This is a genomic window from Kluyvera genomosp. 3, from assembly GCF_011765685.1.
Classification (GTDB): Bacteria; Pseudomonadota; Gammaproteobacteria; order Enterobacterales; family Enterobacteriaceae; genus Kluyvera; species Kluyvera georgiana_A.
Genome location: NZ_CP050321.1, coordinates 4,363,407 through 4,379,955 on the forward strand (window position 1 = coordinate 4,363,407; position 16,549 = coordinate 4,379,955).

A 16,549-nucleotide genomic window follows, 5' to 3' on the forward strand; every position below is an offset into this window, starting at 1 on the left:
CTGAGGGCGGTACGGGAGAGTGCCGCCCTTCCCCCGGCTTGTGCTACTATGTGCAGTATTCGTGCGGATTTCCCGCACCCTTCCCGTATTTTTCAGTATTGAGATAGTGTGTTATGTCTTCTCGTATTTTAACGCCAAACGTGATTGGTATTGACGCTTTCGTGGCCGATCCGGCAGCCATTCTTGCGCAAACCCAGGGCGGCGCGGTCGCCGTGTTTGCCAATAATGCGCCGGCATTCTATGCCGTCACGCCGGAGCGATTGGCGCAATTGCTGGCGCTGGAAGAAAAGCTTGCCCGTCCGGGAAGCGACGTGACGCTGGACGCCCAGTTCTTTGAAGAACCCACGGCGGCACCGGTCTCCGTACCGATGGGAAAATTTGCCATGTACGCAGGATGGCAGCCCGATGCCGAGTTTCTGCGTCTTTCCGCGCTGTGGGGGATCGCCTTAAGCGAGCCGGTCACGCCGGAAGAGCTGGCCTCCTTCGTCGCATACTGGCAGGCGGAAGGCAAAGTCTTCCATCACGTACAGTGGCAGCAAAAATTAGCGCGCAGCGTACAGATGGGCCGGGCGAATAACAGTGGCCAGATGCGGCGCGACGTTAACGCGGTCAGCGAACCTGACCGTCAGATTCCACCGGGTTTCAGAGGTTGAGCATGAAAAACGTTGGCGAATTAATGAAACGCCTGCAAAAGATGATGCCGGCGCATATTGAACCCGCCTTTAAAACGGGCGAAGAGCTGCTGGCCTGGCAGAAAGAACAGGGCGAGATCCGCGCGGCGGCGCTGGCGCGTGAAAACCGCGCGATGAAAATGCAGCGTACCTTTAACCGCTCCGGCATTCGTCCGCTGCACCAGAACTGCTCGTTCGATAACTATCGCGTGGAAAACGAAGGCCAGATGAACGCGCTGGCGAAAGCGCGGCAGTACGTTGACGAATTCGACGGCAATATCGCGAGCTTTATCTTCTCCGGCAAGCCAGGCACCGGTAAAAACCATCTTGCCGCCGCCATCTGCAACGAACTGCTGCTGCGTGGGAAATCAGTGCTGATTATCACCGTCGCCGATATTATGTCGGCAATGAAAGAGACCTTCAGCAACCGTGAAACCAGCGAAGAACAGCTGTTAAGCGACTTAAGCAACGTTGATCTGCTGGTCATCGATGAGATCGGCATGCAGACCGAATCGCGCTATGAGAAGGTGATCATCAACCAGATTGTCGATCGCCGCTCGTCGTCCAAGCGCCCGACCGGCATGCTCACCAACAGCAATCTCGACGAAATGAACAAGCTGCTGGGTGAACGAGTGATGGACCGCATGCGCCTCGGTAACAGCCTGTGGGTCATCTTCAATTGGGAAAGTTACCGCAGCCGTGTGACCGGGAAAGAGTATTAAGATATATCTTATGAATGACAGGCGTATACTTATCACGTCCATTTATAATTGCACACACGAGTAGACCCCATGAAATCTGTAAAATCGATGCTTTGCCGCGTAATCATTGCCAGCGCGTTTATTTCTACCGCTGCGAGCGCCGTATCGTTGAATGATCTGAGTAGCGCAGCCAGCTCCCTCGCCGGCAGCAGCAGCTCGTCACAGAGCGGCGGAACGTCCATCTCAACGCTGACCAGTCTGCTTAACGGTGGCAGCCAGTCGCTGAGCGCCAGCAGCATGAACAATGCCGCCGGCATCATGGGGTACTGCGCGAAAGAAAAACTGACTTCCGTCGCCAACGTGGATAACGTAAAAAATCAGGTACTGGATAAACTGGGCCTCAACACCGCGACTGAGCAGAAGAAAGATACCGGCTACATGGAAGGCCTTGAGGGGCTGCTGAACGCCAAAGACGGTCAGAAACTCGATCTCGACAGCCTGGGGAACACTGAACTGGGTAAAAAAGTGAAAGCAAAAGCCTGTGATTTCGTCCTGAAACAAGGTGTTAGCTTCATTTCCTGATAGTCAATTTGGGTGGCGGGACTCACACTCGCCGCCCGAAATCGCTCAAATAACGCTCATTTCTAAACCAATTCCGAATAACAGCACACTTTCACTACGTTAGAATTGCAGACAGATGACGGCACAATTACATTGTGAAGTTACTTTCTGTGTAGCCAGAAAACCTGGCGCGGTTGAGGACGTGTAGTGTCAGAGTTGTTATCCCTCGTTCTGTTTCTGGCTTCCATTGCGATATACGCCTGGAAGGCCGGGCGCAATAAATGGTGGTTTGCCGCCACGTTAACGGTACTGGGCCTGTTTGTGGTCCTGAATATTACCCTGTATGCCAGCGACTACTTTACCGGTGACGGTATCAACGATGCGGTGCTCTATACGCTGACCAACAGCCTGACAGGCGCGGGCGTCAGCAAATACATTCTTCCTGGAGTCGGCCTCGTCGTCGCGCTGGTCGCCGTTTTTAGCGCGTTAGGCTGGCTACTGCGCCGACGCCGTCATCATCCTCACCATTTTGGCTACAGCCTGCTGGCGCTGATTCTGGCCGTCGGCTCGGTCGACGCCAGCCCGGCGTTCCGCCAGATTAGCGAACTGGTAAAATCCCAGTCGCGCGACGGCGATCCTGATTTCTCGGCGTACTATAAAGAGCCGTCGAAAACGATCCCGAACCCCAGGCTGAACCTCGTCTATATCTATGGCGAGAGCCTGGAACGCACCTACTTTGACAACGATGCCTTCCCCAACCTGACGCCAGAGCTGGGCGAGCTGAAAAACCAGAGTCTGGATTTCAGCCATACCATGCAGCTGCCGGGTACCGATTACACCATTGCCGGCATGGTTGCCTCCCAGTGCGGCATCCCGCTGTTCGCGCCGTTCGAAGGCAACGCCTCCGCATCGCTGTCGAGCTTCTTCCCGCAAAATATCTGCCTTGGCGATATCCTTAAAAACTCCGGCTACGAAAACTATTTCGTGCAGGGCGCCAACCTGCGTTTCGCCGGCAAAGACGTGTTCCTGAAATCGCACGGCTTCGACAATCTGTACGGCGCGGAAGAGCTGAAAACCACCGTTGCGGACCCGGCCTACAAAAACGACTGGGGCTACTACGACGATACCGTTCTCGACGAAGCGTGGAAGAAATTTGAGACGCTATCCCGCGAAGGCAAGCGCTTCTCGCTGTTCACCTTAACCGTCGATACCCACCACCCCGACGGTTTTATCTCACGTACCTGCAATCGCAAAAAATACGATATCAACGGTAAAGCCAACCAGTCGTTCAGCGCAGTGACCTGTAGCCAGGAAAATATTGCGGAATTTATTAATAAAATCAAAGCGTCCCCCTGGTTTAAAAATACGATTATCGTGGTTTCTTCCGACCATCTGGCGATGAAAAACACCGCCTGGGACTACCTGAATAAACAAGACCGCAGCAATCTGTTCTTTGTGATTCGCGGTGATAAACCCGACGAGCAGGACGTGCTGGCGGTAAAACGTAACACCATGGATAACGGCGCAACGGTATTGGATATGCTCGGCGGCGACAACTTTATCGGCCTGGGCCGCAGCAGCCTGTCCGGGCAGTCGCTGTCTGAAGTGTTCCTGAACATGAAAGAGAAGGTTCTGGCGTGGAAACCGGACATTATTCGCCTGTGGAACTTCCCGAAAGAGATCAAAAACTTCTCTATCGACACCCAGAAAAACATGATTGCTTTTTCCGGGAGCCACTTCCGCCTACCGCTGCTACTGCGCGTGTCGGATAACCGCGTTGAGCCGCTGCCGGAAAGCGAATACTCCGCGCCGCTGCGCTACCAGCTGGCCGATTTTGCCCCACGTGATAACTTCGTTTGGGTCGATCGCTGCTACAAAATGGCGCAACAGTGGTCACCAAATCTGGCGTTGTCTACCGACTGGTGCGTGTCGCAGGGCCAGCTTGGCGGCGAGCAAAAAGTACAGCACGTCGACAAAACGCAGTGGAACGGTAAAACCGAGTTTAAAGACACGGTGATCGATATGGTGCGCTACAAAGGCAATGTCGATTCATTGAAAACCGTCGACAACGATATCCGCTACAAAGCCGATAGCTTCATCTTTAACGTCGCGGGCGCGCCGGAAGAAGTGAAAAGCTTTAGCGGCATCTCTCGCCCGGAAGCCTGGGGCCGCTGGTCCAACGCCCAGCTTGGCGAGGAGGTAAAAATTGAATATCAGCACCCGCTGCCGAAGCGCTTCGACCTGGTGATCACTGCCAAAGCCTTTGGGCCAAACGCGGATAAACCGATCCCGGTTCGCGTGGGCAACAGCGAACAGACAATCACGCTTAGCCACGATGTGACCACCACTACGCTGCACTTCGACAACCCGTCGGCTGCCAGCACGCTGGTCATTGTGCCGCCAGACCCGCAGTCAACTAACGAGGGCAATATCCTCGGCCACTCTCCGCGCCAGCTAGGTATTGGAATGGTGGAAATCAAAGTGATCGATGCGCAAGGCTAATACATGAAGCGCGTGGGGGGCATAATGCCCCCCTTTCCCCCACCTACTTTCGTAAAAATAAAAACCTATAAAAAGCTTATAAATAAGTCATAAAAACCATATAAATCGAATTCATATTTATAAATATACCAACAAAAGCAAATTACATAGCATTTACCAATATTGAAAAACATTGGTCAACATTGCTGCGTAATCATGCTCACAGGTTATAAATTCGAATCCATCCGCGTCTTACATAATGAACGTATCGTTGCCTGGGAAGTTCTCTCAACCGCAGCAGATCAGATTAACCTCGAGCATTTTTTCAGCAATCTGGCCCTCGATGCCAGAGTCGAACTTTTCTTCGCCCAGCTTGCGCATGTGATCAACACCGCGGGCTCCGGCAAGTATTACCTGAACGCCAGCGCGGACGTCATGCTGACACCTCACTTTTTGCAACAGCTCGAAGAGCAGGTTGTCGCGCCCGAACGCATTGCCGTTGAGCTAACCGATCTGGATCAACTAGTGGTGCTGACCCCTGCAAAGAGTCAGCAGCTACGTGCGTGTATCAACGTCGTAAGAGGAATGGGGATTGCCGTCTGGGCTGACGACGTTCATGACGACATTTTGCCCTGCCTGGTTGAACAGAATTATCACTTTTCCGGGGCCAAAATTGATAAACACGCGTTCTGGACGGCACGCAAATGCAAAGAACCATTTTTTAAGCTGGCCCGTTGTTGCCAAAAGATTGCCGATGAAGTCCTTGTGGAAGGCATCGAAACGCTCGCTGACTATCAATTAGCCTGTGATTCTCACGCTAATTATGGTCAAGGTTTTCTGTGGAATAAGTAATCAATATGTTTGCACCTTATCAGCTGGTAATCCTGAGTAAAAATTATTTCCTGTGGCAGGGAGTGAAACACGCGCTTCCTTATATGGTTAACCCCGCCCCCACACTACAGTGGTTTAATAAAGACAATGACAACTGCGTCTTTGAACTGCGCGAAAAGATCCTCTGTGATAATAGCGAAACAAAATGGCTGATCATTACCGAAGAGAATCGGACACAGGAAATCCAGCAGTTTCTGCCGCCAGGGCGCGTTTGCGTACTCAGCGACAAACTGTCGATAAAGCAGCTCACCCAGCAGCTTAAGCACCCTGAATTTCGCCGCTGCATGCGTAAAGAATCACCGTTAACACACTCAGAGATCCACATCTGTTTGCTGATAATTATGGGTTTTTCCCCCAATACCATTGCCCGTATGCTGCATAAATCCCCTAAAACGATCTATACACATCGACGAAATGCGATGGCGAAATTCCATTGCAATACGCTAGCGGAATTACACCGAAAAATACGAACCATAGAAAACCATTCGCTTCATCAGTAATAAACCAGGGAAATCATATCTGTTGCGAAGCAAGAATTACGCGAGTGTTTCCGGAAGGAAATACCTCAGAAACTTACACCGAACATTTTTATTACATTATCAGGAATAAGCTTAGATTTAGCAGATAAAGATATCTTTAATCGCATCGTCGAATTTATTCTCTGCGCATTCATCATGCCGAAAAAATAGGCTTATTAAACCACTGAGTGATTTCATTTATCGGAGTTCACCATGAAAAGGATGCCCCTCGTCATTTTCAGCTTATTGTGTGCAATTTATCAAACTGCGCTAGCCAATAGCTCAGCGACAGCAACGATGCATGTCTCGCTTGAGGTGCTGAAATCCTGCACGCTGCAGGCCAACGATCTCAACTTCGCCAGCCATGGCTCCGATGAAGCCAGCGAAATCAACGCGATGACCCAGCTAAGTGTTCTGTGTACCAACGGCACGCCGTTTACCCTGTCAGCGGCCAGCAGTGACGGCGAAAGCGACGGAACCTTCTGGCTTAAGCCCGAGGACAGCAGTATCAATGCGCAGAACATCGCTTATCGGCTCTATGCGGATGAAAGCAAGAAAACGCCGGTGAACGCTAGCGGCGGCATTGAAGGCACCGGAACTGGGCAGCCGCAGTCAGAAACGATTGTTGGCGTTATCGAAGCAGGCGCGCTGACCAACGCCAAAGCGGGCCTGTACAGCGATAACGTCACGCTAAATCTGGTGTACTAAGATGCGCAGAATCACCCTCTTTGCCCTTTGCTGGCTGGCCGTGATCGTGGTTTTCGCTCGCTATGCCATCAGCGCCACGCTCCAGGTTGCACCGGTAATGCTGAACCTTAATGCTACCCAGCGGGCGACGGCGTTGTATTTGACCAACACCGGCAGTGAGCCAATCCATGCGCAGATTCGCGTGTATGACTGGTCGCAGTCACAGGGCAAAGACGTGCTGACGCTGACCGACGACATCGTCAGCAGTCCGGCAGTGACCGCATTGAAACCGGGGCAGCAGCAGTTGGTGCGCATTGTGGTGCTCAACCCCATGGTCCACCCACAGGAACAGAGCTTCCGACTGCTGGTTGATGAGCTACCCGGCGGGCATCAGGCTGGCACGGAGCAGAACGGCGTCCATTTTCTGCTGCGCTACTCCATTCCCTTGTTTATCGCCAGCGAGCAAACGGAGAGCAAAGCTGAAGATACTCAGCTCACCTGTACGCGACAGGATGCCAGCATCAGCTGTCAGAACAAGGGTACTGTGCATATACGCCTGAGTCACGTCGAGGCGATCGACGCGCAGGGACAGGTGGCGGAAACGCTCTCCGGGCTGGCAGGTTACGTCCTACCCGGTCAACGATTCGTGCTGCCGTTTAAACAGCTTCATCGCCATCCGCCTTCTTCCCTGCGCGCGTATCTGAATGAACATACCCAAGCCAGCCTGCTTAACGTGCATTCTGCTGCTGTGGCTTCTGTCGATGACCCTTCACGCTGAACCTCCCACCGCCAACACACAATACCTTTCCGTCACCGTTAACCACTACGCTTACGATGGACTGTGGGCCGTGCGTGTGGTGGATAATGCGCTGTGGATAGCCACTCACGATGCGGTCAAGTTGGGTATTGCATCTGAGCAGGCGAACGCGGGGTGGCTCAATCTGTCCACTCTGCCTGGCATTCAGGTCAACTTCGACAGTCTGCAACAGCAACTGTCGCTTACCCTTCCTGAGCAGGCGCTAACACACGTCCAGCATCTGGAAAGTCAGCCACATTCCGCTTTCACATACGCCCAACAGGCCCAGCCGCTGGGCAACCTCACGCTCGACTATTCCCTTTATTCCAGCGAGACCGCCAGCCAACAGCAAACCAGCCTGCAAAGCCAGCTACAAACCTCCGGCTGGCTACCGGGGCAGCTCAGCAGCAGTATGAACAGCCGATTTCCACACGGGCAACACGACGAGGGCACCACGCAGACCCGGTTGATGACCACCTGGCAGCACGACTTCCCGCAGTGGCTCACCAGCGTTGCGCTTGGCGACAACGTGACTACCGGTGTTAGCTGGAGCCGTCAGGTACGTTTCGCAGGCCTGCATCTGGCGCGTAATTTCCAGCTCGATCCACAGTTGAACACCGCGCCACGCGCGCAGTTCAGCGATAGCGTGGTGCTGCCGTCTACCGTCGACTTGTACATTGATGGACTGCAGCAAAGCCACCAGCAGGTCACGCCTGGTAGCTACATTCTCGATACCTTGCCCAACTTTTCCGGCAGTGGGCAGGCGCAGGTTGTCATCACCGACATCAACGGCCAGCGCCGCGAAGTCACGCTCGATCTGTACGGTGCGCCGGATATGCTGGCGCAAGGCGTGAGCAGCAGTTCGCTGGACGTCGGCTGGCTACGAAAAAACTATGCCACGCGCTCTAACGATTACGCCGCCTCACCGCTGCTCGACGCGGGCTGGCGCTACGGCGTAAGTAATCGCCTGACGGTCAGCGGCCACACTGAGCAACATCGCGACGCACACAACATCGGCATCGCCAGCGACTGGTTGATCTCACCGCTGGCCGGAATTATCAGCGGTCACACGGCCGTCAGCCAAAGTCCGCAAGGAGAAGGGAACAAATGGGGTATCGGTTACCAGTGGAATGCTCAAGGACTCGGGCTCTCCGCGAATACCAGCCGCAGCAGCAACGCCTGGGCAGATATCGCCCGCGTTAGCGGTAGCCTGCCGGTACAGCACAGCGATAACGTGTGGATGAGTCAAACCGTCCCCGACTGGGGAACGCTGGGCGTTGGCTGGGTACGTCAGGATAGCGCCCGCTACCTCAACGCCAGCTGGTCAAAATCCTTTCATAACCGGGTGTCAGCCACGCTGGGGTTTACCCATGCGCTGAACAGCGGTGATAAAACCTTCCAGCTCATGCTCTTCGTTCCGCTGGGCAACCGCGACTCACTCTCACTCCAGGCGGGAAATCCCTCGTCTCGCTGGGATTATCGCCACCAGCCGGATAGCCAATTGGGCGGCTGGTCGTGGCAGGTAAGCCAGAGCACGGGCAGCGCGTCGCGCGAGGCGCATGCGGATATCGGCTACCTTGGCCAATACGGCGAGTGGCATGCGGGACTGGACCGTGACCAGAGCAGCGCCAACCGCTATCTCAGCGGAGAAGGTTCGATGATGCTGCTGGAAAATCACCCCTATGCGCTCCGCTACAACCGGCAGGGAATCGCGTTGATCTCCACGAACGGTATTGGCGATGTGCCCATCGCCGTCGAAAACCGTCAAGCGGGCAAAACCGATAAAAACGGCTATCTGCTGCTAACGGATTTACCGCTCTACCATAACGCCAAAATCTCGCTCGACCCACTCAGCCTGCCGCCGGAGATCGTTACACCGTTAACCGAAATTCATGCCCGGCCCGGGATGACCACGGCAGTGATGGTCGATTTTCAGGTGCATCGCGCACGCCTGGTGTCGGCCCAACTTTTCGACCACCAGCACCAACCGATACCGGTCGGCAGCAGCGTCAGCTATCCCGGCGTAGAGTCTGTTGTCGGGCGTGACGGCTATATCTGGCTGGAAAACCCGCCAATGCCGGGTTCATTACGTATTCATACGCCGATTGGCTACTGCAACGTAACGTTTCCCGCCGCGCCCTCCTCTGCCACGATGCTCAATCTGGGAACCTTGTTGTGTCATTAAAATTGCCCCTCACCTTACTGCTACTGTTGACGCTCGCGCTGCTTTCAAGCCGCGCACAAGCCGCTAACTGCTGGATAACTCAGGGCGCCTCCACCGCCTTCGGCACGCTGGTCGCGGGCAATCCCGGCTCGGCGCAGTCAAGCGTAAAGTTCACCTGCTACGCCGATTACGGCGAAACGCGCTACTTCAACATCTGTCTGAACAGCCTGGAATCGGCACCGTTTAAAATGACCTCCAACGCAGATGAAGAAGGTAAGCAGTACACGATGTTGTTTCGTTTTTACAGCACGCTGGATAACAGCCTGGAACTGACCTCTGGCGGCGCGGGACGCGCGCTGCAAACCACGCTAACGATAGGCGGTAATCAGACCTCCAGCGGCAGCTTTCCACTGCTCGCCACCATTCCCGCCGGGCAAAGCAACCTGCCGGTGCGTAGCTACTTCAACTATACTTTGGGGCTGAAACTGACGTGGAACAGCGCCACCCGAAAAGAGGCGCTTGCCAGTTGTCAGGATGGTAAGTGGCAGGGGGTAGCGACGGATGCCTCATCCAACGCCAGCGCCACGCTCTCCGATAGCTGCTTTATTCAGAGCGTCACGTCGCTCAGCTTTGGCACCGTGGGCAGCACGGCGCTGACGTCCCGTCTGGCCTCGACGGCCAGCATTCGCGCGCGCTGCCCGGTTGGTACCACTTATTCACTGGGCATCAGCCGTGGTGAGCATGCCTCGGGTACTCAGCGCCAGATGTGTAACGATCGCCAGCAGTGTCTGCAATACGCCCTCTGGCAGGATGCCGCCGCCACCCGCCCATGGGGCGAAACACCGGGAAACAATACGATGGAAATGAGTCATCACGACGGGAGTGTGCAGACGGTCACCGTGTATGGCACGGTGCCAACGCAACCCCTCACCGGCACGGGCTTGTTTAGCGATAATGTCGTGGTGACGCTCACTTATTAATCTAAATAATGCGCGGCCTGGATCAATGTTACCGATAACAATTCACGGTACAGTTTCCTTCCCGCACCGGGTCACTCTTTTTTCTCTTAGGCGGATCGCTGACAATTTCATGAAATACCTGCTTGCCGATGCCATCGTGTATGACAACGAGGATGGTTCACTGACCTTACAAAGCGCTGACGCCGAGAGTCAGACGCTGACCTGTACGGCGCAAACCATCCTGAACCTGCTGATTGCCCATCACGGGATGGTGGTCGAACGCGAGGTTTTTCTCCAGCAGGTGTGGGACGATCGCGGCCTGCGTGGGTCGAGCAACTCCTTGAATCAGTACATCAGCATCCTGCGCAAAATGCTGGCAGGGATGGTGCCGGACAACCTGTTTATCGTCACCGTTCCCAAAGTCGGGTTTATGCTCAGCGCGGATATCAGCGTCGTGCCGCTCAATGCGCCCGTCTCTGCGCCCGCGCCGGTAAGCAGCAAACGCGCGGTCCCCAAAAGACGAAACTGGCTTTATGGTATCGTGACCGCCACCGTGACGCTCCTGTGCGCCGCCGCGCTCATCTGGAATGCCCAGCGCCAGCAAATTGAGCCATATCTGCTGGCTCACATCGACAGTTGTCCGGTCTATACGCTGGCGCCGCTCTCTGACGTATTCCAAAAGCAAGCCCAGACGCTGCTCGGACAGATCAAAAATGAAGGCGCTTTCTCCTGCCTGCCCAGCTCAATTTTTTACATACATATTCAGGATCCCGTTCTCTATGGCGACGAGGGCCGCCTGGTCCTGTCGCAGTGTTCCCAGTTTCGCAGCAAGGCCAGCACCTGCCAGACGCTGTACTTTTACGAGTGGTAGAGAGTGAAACAGAAGAAAAAACTTTTTTGCATCATCGCACTCAATGCGCTGCTGATCCTCGGTACATTGCTGTGGATACACCAAAGCACGCGCCTTTCCATGACCTGCCAGGGCAGCCTGACCTACAAAGATAGCCGCCTGGATAACCATTTCACCTTTGAAGGGATGGTCGTGATGCACTTTACGCCGAACGGTACGGGCTATTTCAATATCAACGGCGATGTAATGAATAGCGGCCAGAACATGAAGGTCTCACGTCAGGAAAGCTTTAACTGGCAGTACGTGCATGAATCGTTCTATCAGCTGTACATCACCCAGGTAGAAAAATTTGGCCACGATAACGTGCCTGCAGGGGTGTTTGAACAGTACGCACTGGGCATTACCGCAGGTCAGAAAAGGTTGCTGAGCATCCGCACAACACCGGATAAAGCCGTGGTTATCAGCAATTTTTACTCGCCGATTCTGCTCTGCGCCGGATAACGGTCACACGGGTATCAGGCATCAGGTTATACTCAGCGCATGATCTACACCTTTCGTCCGACATCCCCGGCGGATATTTCCGCCCTACCGGCGATTGAACGCGCCGCCGCGCAGCGCTTCGCGCTATTGCCTGAATTCAGCTGGCTCGCCGCCGGCCCGGTGATCTGCGCCGAACGTCATCAGCACTTCGTCAGCCAAGCCATGAGTTGGTTAGCGCTGGCAGACGATCGTCCCGTGGGTTTTCTGCTGGCGGAAGCGCACGACGCTTCGCTCTTTATCGTCGAGTTTTCGCTCCACCTTGACTGGCAGGGGCGCGGTCTTGGCCGTCGCCTGATGGCTTATGCGATCGAACAGGCGCGAGAAAAAGGCTTCAGTGCTCTCACGCTCACAACGTTTCGCGACGTGCCGTGGAATGCACCGTGGTATGCGCGGATGGGGTTTGAAATCGTGCCTGAGGCATTACTTAACGACGCGCTGCGGCAAAAACTGCGTGAAGAAGCGGCGCACGGCCTGGCAGCGGAGTCTCGCTGCGCCATGCGCCTGGCACTACGTTAACGCGCCCGTTAAAGGGCGCATCCGGGTCAGAAGGTTTCCCAGTTTTCCGCACCGTCGGTTGCTGCCGCTTTACGCAGCAGGGTCGGCGCAGGTATCGGCGCAGCGCTCACCGTTTCGCGCCCGCTGTTGCTCTGATTTTGCTGGATGCGGAATACCGCAACGGCCTGCGTCAAGCGGCTGGCCTGCTCTTCCAGCGCAGCGGCGGCGGCGGCGGACTCTTCCACCAGCGAGGCGTTCTGCTGGGTCACGCGATCCATCTCGGCCACCGCCAGACCCACCTGATCGATACCGCGGCTCTGCTCATCCGATGCAGAGGCGATTTCCCCCATGATGTCGGTTACACGGGTCACCGCATTCACGATCTCATCCATGGTTTCCCCGGCGCTTTCCACCAGCGTGGAGCCGAGATCGACACGATTAACCGAATCTTCAATCAGACTCTTAATCTCACGTGCCGCCTGGGCGCTGCGCTGCGCCAGATTACGCACTTCTCCGGCCACCACCGCAAAACCTCGGCCCTGCTCGCCTGCGCGGGCGGCTTCGACCGCAGCGTTCAACGCCAGGATGTTGGTCTGGAAGGCAATTCCGTCAATGACGCTAATAATATCGGCAATTTTCTGCGAACTGGCGGTAATATCGCGCATCGTCTGCACAACATTATCGACCACTTTACCGCCCTTCTGCGCGGTTTCCGACGCACTCAGCGCCAGATGGCTGGCCTGGCGCGCGTTTTCGGCGTTTTGCTTCACGGTTGCGGTCAGCTCTTCCATGCTGGCGGCGGTCTCTTCCAGCGAAGCCGCCTGCTGCTCGGTACGCGAGGAAAGATCGTTATTGCCCATCGCGATTTCACTCGCGCCGCTGTAAATGGCATCGGCGCCCTGACGCACTTCCCCGACGGTGCGCGCCAGCTCTCCCTGCATATGACGCAGCGAATGCGCCAGCTGGCCCATTTCGTTATCGCTTTCCACATCAATGCGTTTCACCAGATCGCCACCGGCAATATGACGAATGCTGTCAATGAGACGATTGAGCGGCGCAATCAGCGTCTTACGTACGCCCAGCCAGACGGTGACGATCACCGCCAGCACGGCAATCATCACGCCGAACAGGATCCACATCGCCTGGGTATAAGAGGCATTGCTGTCCTTTACCGCCAGCTCGTAGAGGCTGTCGTTCTGTTGCAAATAGTTGACGTACGCTTTCTCAAAACCATCCTGATAACCCTGGGTCGGCTGGTCGAAGAAGTCGTTAATCTTGCCGGCCCCCAGCAGCTGAATCAGCTCCGCCAGCGCGCCGTGATAGATATCGTAGTTACGCTTAATTTCCAGCGCCGCGGCTTCACTTTGCCGCGGGTCGCGCGGCATCGCTTCATACTCGGCCCAGCGTTTTTCCGCTTCAGCCAGCGATTTCGTGGCAATCTGCATCAGCTCGGCAACGGTGGCGCCGCTACCGATGTTGTTCTGATCCATCATGTAGCGGATCCCGGCACGGTTAAGCGTGTTGCGGGTTTGCAGCAGGGCAACCCAGCTGCCGTTCAGCCCGGACTGCTGCTGACGCACGGTTTGTAAGATAGTGAAGTTCTCTTTGTCATGCTTCAGTGAGTTAAAGAACAGGCCCCCTGAGACCATCTGCAACAAGCCAAACAACACCAAAACCAGCACAAGGCTGGTGACGATTTTAATACGCTTTAACATGTTTCTCTTTCCTCCAGACGAATAACGAATTTTCGGCGGCGAAAGGAAAAACTTTATAGAAAATGTGACTATTAATACGCGGGGAAGGTGGAATATTCGGACGTTATGGATTGACGCGAGGCCATGGCGTTGTCGTCGCGTCCAGAGTGGATGTAGGCCTGATAAGCGTAGCGCCATCAGGTAGAGCTGCACAAATTGCCGGATGGCGGCTCCGCCTTATCCGGCCTACTCAAAGATGCTATTAACGCAGCGCGCAGATTTCCTCATACAGGCTACGCGAGAGATTCAGCCCCTGCTGTTCACTCTGCTGGCGCGCCTGGTAGCGACGCTCACCCGGCAGTCGCGCCCCCTGCGCCTGCATGCCGCTAAACAGCGTCTCGGCGCGCGCCAGATGGGATGCGGCCTCATCGCCGAGGAACCGTGCGGGGTCAAGCGCCAGAATCAGCTCACCGCCGTAAGGCAGGCCACCCGCGCCGTTATCCCACGCCAGCGATTCGGCGCTGGTCATATCGCCAATCAGCGGCCCGGCGAACAGTTCCACCATAGCAGCCAGCGCCGATCCTTTATGTCCGCCGAACGTCAGCATCGCGCCGTCGAGTACCGCCTGAGGATCGGTGGTCGGCTGACCGTCGCTATCAATTCCCCAACCCTCCGGAATCGCTTTACCGGCCCGCTGATGGAGCTGAATTTCACCGCGCGCCGCCGCGCTGGTCGCCATATCGAATATAAACGGCGGCTTGTCGCCGCGCGGCCAGCCGAAGGCGATAGGATTGGTGCCAAACAGCGGCTGGGTTCCGCCGGCTGGCGCCACCCATGCGTGGCTGGGTGTGCAGGCGTAGCCCACCAACCCGACCTCGGTCAACGGCTCAACATCGGCAAACAGCGCGGAGAAATGCACGCAACGGTTGATCGCCAACGCCGCAATGCCGCAGTGGCGCGCCTTTTCAATCAGCAGCGGCAGCGCCTGTTCATACGCGCACAGCGAGTACGCGCCATGCGCATCAGCTTTGACGATCGCCGGAGCCTGATCGACGATCGTCGGTTCGGCGTCCGGCGAAACTTTGCCTTTGCGCAGGGTTTCCACAATGCCGAGCAGACGCCACAGGCCGTGCGATGCGCAGCCGTCGCGTTCACCCGCCGTTACGTTACGCGCGATGGCGTCGGCATGGGGTTGTGAAAAACCGTTGGCACGCAGGACCTCGAAGGCCAGCGTGTAAGCGTCGTTGAGTGCGATGTTGACCGTTGTCATGTAGTTCTCCGTATTATTGTTGTACTGGCATAAAGCGTAGACGGAGGCGCAGGTTTTACTTAGTTAACGCAGTGATTTAAATCACATTAATACCCGGAGGCGCCGTCGATGTTCTCTGCAAACTCTATCACGCCTTTAATCAACCGTGGATTATTGATGACGTCGCGCTCAAAGGTGCTACCCAGTTCGCTAAAGCGCAACCGGTGGGTCAGTAGCATTCCGGCACTCAGCTCGCCGCTGCGCATCAGTTCGCCAACGCGGGCAAAATCCTCGGCGGTGGCGTTGCGACTGCCCATCAGAGTGGTCTCTTTTTTATGAAACTCCGGATCGGAAAACTGCAGATCGCCCTTAAACAAACCAACAAACACGATGCTGCCAGCGTGACGGATCAGATCCACCGCACGGTTCATTGACTGCGGATTGCCGGTCGCATCCACGATCTTTTGCGCCAGATTGCCGCCAAACAGGCTGCGCAGCCGGGCGTCGAAATCCGCCGCCAGCGGATCCAGCGCTGGAAGATCCAGCTGATCCGTCACATGCGCACGTCGTTCATCGCTGACATCCGCCACCACGACCCGCGCGCCTTCCGCTTTGGCAATGGCCGCCGCACCCAGACCGATTGGTCCCGCACCAACTACCAGCACCTCATCCCCCGCCCGTACCGCCGCGCGCCGCACCGCATGGGCGCTGATGGCGAACGGTTCAATGAGCGCAACGGCTTCCGGCGCAATCCCTTCCGCCAGCAGTACGTTCTGCTGCGGTACGCAAAGATATTCACTGAAGCCGCCGTCGCGATGCACGCCGATCACCGCGATATTCTCGCAGCAGTTGCCGCGCCCCTCGCGACAGGCGCTACAGGTATTGCAACCCACATAGGGGATCACCGCCACCTGCTGCCCAATCTGCCATTGTTGCGCCTCGCTGCCGACCTCAACAATATCACCGCAAATTTCATGCCCTAATACCCGTGGGTAGCTGAAAAAAGGCTGTTTACCGCCCCATGCATGGATATCGGTGCCACATATCCCTACCGTTTTTATTTTTATTAACACCTCATCTTTTTGTGGCTTTGGAATATTTCTTGATTGCCATGCCCATTCACCCGGTTGCTGACAAACTAACGCTTTCATAATATTCATTTGAACTTCTCCTTTTTTGTTCTCCTTGTTATTGTGGATTTCGTAATAATTCAGCAGTCACGCCACAAATTCTTGTGAATGCCAACGCAGAAATAGGTTTTAAATTCGTTTTTAATGATTATCAGGAGGATG

Annotated in this window: 16 protein-coding genes; 13 read left to right on the top strand and 3 right to left on the bottom strand. The window is 55.5% G+C overall.

The features are described 5' to 3' along the window. The first annotated feature begins 113 nt into the window (after positions 1-113). The 13 genes from dnaT (at position 114) to GY169_RS20455 (ending at position 12,335) form a co-directional block, all read left to right on the top strand. The gene (dnaT, locus tag GY169_RS20395) at positions 114-653 is read left to right on the top strand and encodes a primosomal protein DnaT (RefSeq protein WP_167576949.1); all 540 of its coding nucleotides are present in this window, start codon (positions 114-116) and stop codon (positions 651-653) included. Positions 654-655: 2 nt separating this feature from the next. Continuing rightward, positions 656-1,393 (top strand): DNA replication protein DnaC, encoded by a 738-nt coding sequence (gene dnaC, locus GY169_RS20400; RefSeq protein WP_163448828.1) that lies wholly within the window; start codon positions 656-658, stop codon positions 1,391-1,393. Positions 1,394-1,462: 69 nt separating this feature from the next. After that, positions 1,463-1,954 carry a DUF2501 domain-containing protein gene (locus GY169_RS20405; RefSeq protein WP_163448829.1) on the top strand — a complete coding sequence of 164 codons (492 nt, stop codon included), beginning with the start codon at positions 1,463-1,465 and terminating at the stop codon, positions 1,952-1,954. A gap of 186 nt (positions 1,955-2,140) precedes the next feature. Next, positions 2,141-4,435 carry a phosphatidylglycerol--membrane-oligosaccharide glycerophosphotransferase gene (gene opgB, locus GY169_RS20410; RefSeq protein WP_167576950.1) on the top strand — a complete coding sequence of 765 codons (2,295 nt, stop codon included), beginning with the start codon at positions 2,141-2,143 and terminating at the stop codon, positions 4,433-4,435. A gap of 195 nt (positions 4,436-4,630) precedes the next feature. Further along, positions 4,631-5,266 (top strand): EAL domain-containing protein, encoded by a 636-nt coding sequence (locus GY169_RS20415; protein ID WP_167576951.1) that lies wholly within the window; start codon positions 4,631-4,633, stop codon positions 5,264-5,266. A gap of 5 nt (positions 5,267-5,271) precedes the next feature. Next, on the top strand, positions 5,272-5,805 hold the full coding sequence (locus tag GY169_RS20420; RefSeq protein ID WP_163448831.1) for a helix-turn-helix transcriptional regulator: 534 nt from the start codon (positions 5,272-5,274) through the stop codon (positions 5,803-5,805). 231 nt (positions 5,806-6,036) lie between these two features. Next, on the top strand, positions 6,037-6,531 hold the full coding sequence (locus tag GY169_RS20425; protein ID WP_167576952.1) for a spore coat U domain-containing protein: 495 nt from the start codon (positions 6,037-6,039) through the stop codon (positions 6,529-6,531). Between the two features lies 1 nt (position 6,532). Next, positions 6,533-7,288 (top strand): molecular chaperone, encoded by a 756-nt coding sequence (locus GY169_RS20430; RefSeq protein ID WP_167576953.1) that lies wholly within the window; start codon positions 6,533-6,535, stop codon positions 7,286-7,288. After that, positions 7,272-9,491: a fimbria/pilus outer membrane usher protein gene (locus tag GY169_RS20435; protein WP_167576954.1), complete on the top strand. Its 2,220-nt coding sequence runs from the start codon at positions 7,272-7,274 to the stop codon at positions 9,489-9,491. Before GY169_RS20430 ends, GY169_RS20435 begins: the two co-directional genes overlap by 17 nt. Next, positions 9,482-10,450 (top strand): spore coat U domain-containing protein, encoded by a 969-nt coding sequence (locus GY169_RS20440; protein WP_223882122.1) that lies wholly within the window; start codon positions 9,482-9,484, stop codon positions 10,448-10,450. Before GY169_RS20435 ends, GY169_RS20440 begins: the two co-directional genes overlap by 10 nt. A 109-nt stretch (positions 10,451-10,559) precedes the next feature. Beyond that, positions 10,560-11,300, top strand: a complete 741-nt coding sequence (locus GY169_RS20445) for a transcriptional regulator (protein ID WP_167576955.1) — start codon at positions 10,560-10,562, stop codon at positions 11,298-11,300. Positions 11,301-11,303: 3 nt separating this feature from the next. Beyond that, positions 11,304-11,780 carry a hypothetical protein gene (locus tag GY169_RS20450; RefSeq protein WP_163448836.1) on the top strand — a complete coding sequence of 159 codons (477 nt, stop codon included), beginning with the start codon at positions 11,304-11,306 and terminating at the stop codon, positions 11,778-11,780. Positions 11,781-11,819: 39 nt separating this feature from the next. Next, positions 11,820-12,335 (top strand): GNAT family N-acetyltransferase, encoded by a 516-nt coding sequence (locus GY169_RS20455; RefSeq protein WP_167576956.1) that lies wholly within the window; start codon positions 11,820-11,822, stop codon positions 12,333-12,335. A 26-nt stretch (positions 12,336-12,361) separates the two neighbouring features. On the opposite strand, the gene tsr is transcribed toward GY169_RS20455, so the two are convergent. The 3 genes from tsr to GY169_RS20470 all read right to left on the bottom strand — a co-directional run bounded on the left by tsr (position 12,362) and on the right by GY169_RS20470 (position 16,408). Further along, on the bottom strand, positions 12,362-14,029 hold the full coding sequence (gene tsr, locus GY169_RS20460) for a methyl-accepting chemotaxis protein (RefSeq protein WP_167576957.1): 1,668 nt from the start codon (positions 14,027-14,029) through the stop codon (positions 12,362-12,364). A gap of 241 nt (positions 14,030-14,270) precedes the next feature. Next, complete coding sequence (locus GY169_RS20465; protein WP_167576958.1) at positions 14,271-15,278, bottom strand: Ldh family oxidoreductase; 1,008 nt, start codon at positions 15,276-15,278, stop codon at positions 14,271-14,273. An 86-nt stretch (positions 15,279-15,364) separates the two neighbouring features. Continuing rightward, the gene (locus tag GY169_RS20470) at positions 15,365-16,408 is read right to left on the bottom strand and encodes a zinc-binding alcohol dehydrogenase family protein (RefSeq protein WP_275957288.1); all 1,044 of its coding nucleotides are present in this window, start codon (positions 16,406-16,408) and stop codon (positions 15,365-15,367) included. Positions 16,409-16,549: the final 141 nt, after the last annotated feature.

Bases quoted from the DNA above. Each gene is read 5' to 3' on its own strand.
- dnaT (WP_167576949.1), top strand. From the start codon at position 114: ATGTCTTCTCGTATTTTAACGCCAAACGTGATTGGTATTGACGCTTTC.
- dnaC (WP_163448828.1), top strand. From the start codon at position 656: ATGAAAAACGTTGGCGAATTAATGAAACGCCTGCAAAAGATGATGCCG.
- GY169_RS20405 (WP_163448829.1), top strand. From the start codon at position 1,463: ATGAAATCTGTAAAATCGATGCTTTGCCGCGTAATCATTGCCAGCGCG.
- GY169_RS20415 (WP_167576951.1), top strand. From the start codon at position 4,631: ATGCTCACAGGTTATAAATTCGAATCCATCCGCGTCTTACATAATGAA.
- GY169_RS20420 (WP_163448831.1), top strand. From the start codon at position 5,272: ATGTTTGCACCTTATCAGCTGGTAATCCTGAGTAAAAATTATTTCCTG.
- GY169_RS20425 (WP_167576952.1), top strand. From the start codon at position 6,037: ATGAAAAGGATGCCCCTCGTCATTTTCAGCTTATTGTGTGCAATTTAT.
- GY169_RS20430 (WP_167576953.1), top strand. From the start codon at position 6,533: ATGCGCAGAATCACCCTCTTTGCCCTTTGCTGGCTGGCCGTGATCGTG.
- GY169_RS20435 (WP_167576954.1), top strand. From the start codon at position 7,272: ATGACCCTTCACGCTGAACCTCCCACCGCCAACACACAATACCTTTCC.
- GY169_RS20445 (WP_167576955.1), top strand. From the start codon at position 10,560: ATGAAATACCTGCTTGCCGATGCCATCGTGTATGACAACGAGGATGGT.
- GY169_RS20455 (WP_167576956.1), top strand. From the start codon at position 11,820: ATGATCTACACCTTTCGTCCGACATCCCCGGCGGATATTTCCGCCCTA.
- tsr (WP_167576957.1), bottom strand. From the start codon at position 14,029: ATGTTAAAGCGTATTAAAATCGTCACCAGCCTTGTGCTGGTTTTGGTG.
- GY169_RS20465 (WP_167576958.1), bottom strand. From the start codon at position 15,278: ATGACAACGGTCAACATCGCACTCAACGACGCTTACACGCTGGCCTTC.
- GY169_RS20470 (WP_275957288.1), bottom strand. From the start codon at position 16,408: ATGAAAGCGTTAGTTTGTCAGCAACCGGGTGAATGGGCATGGCAATCA.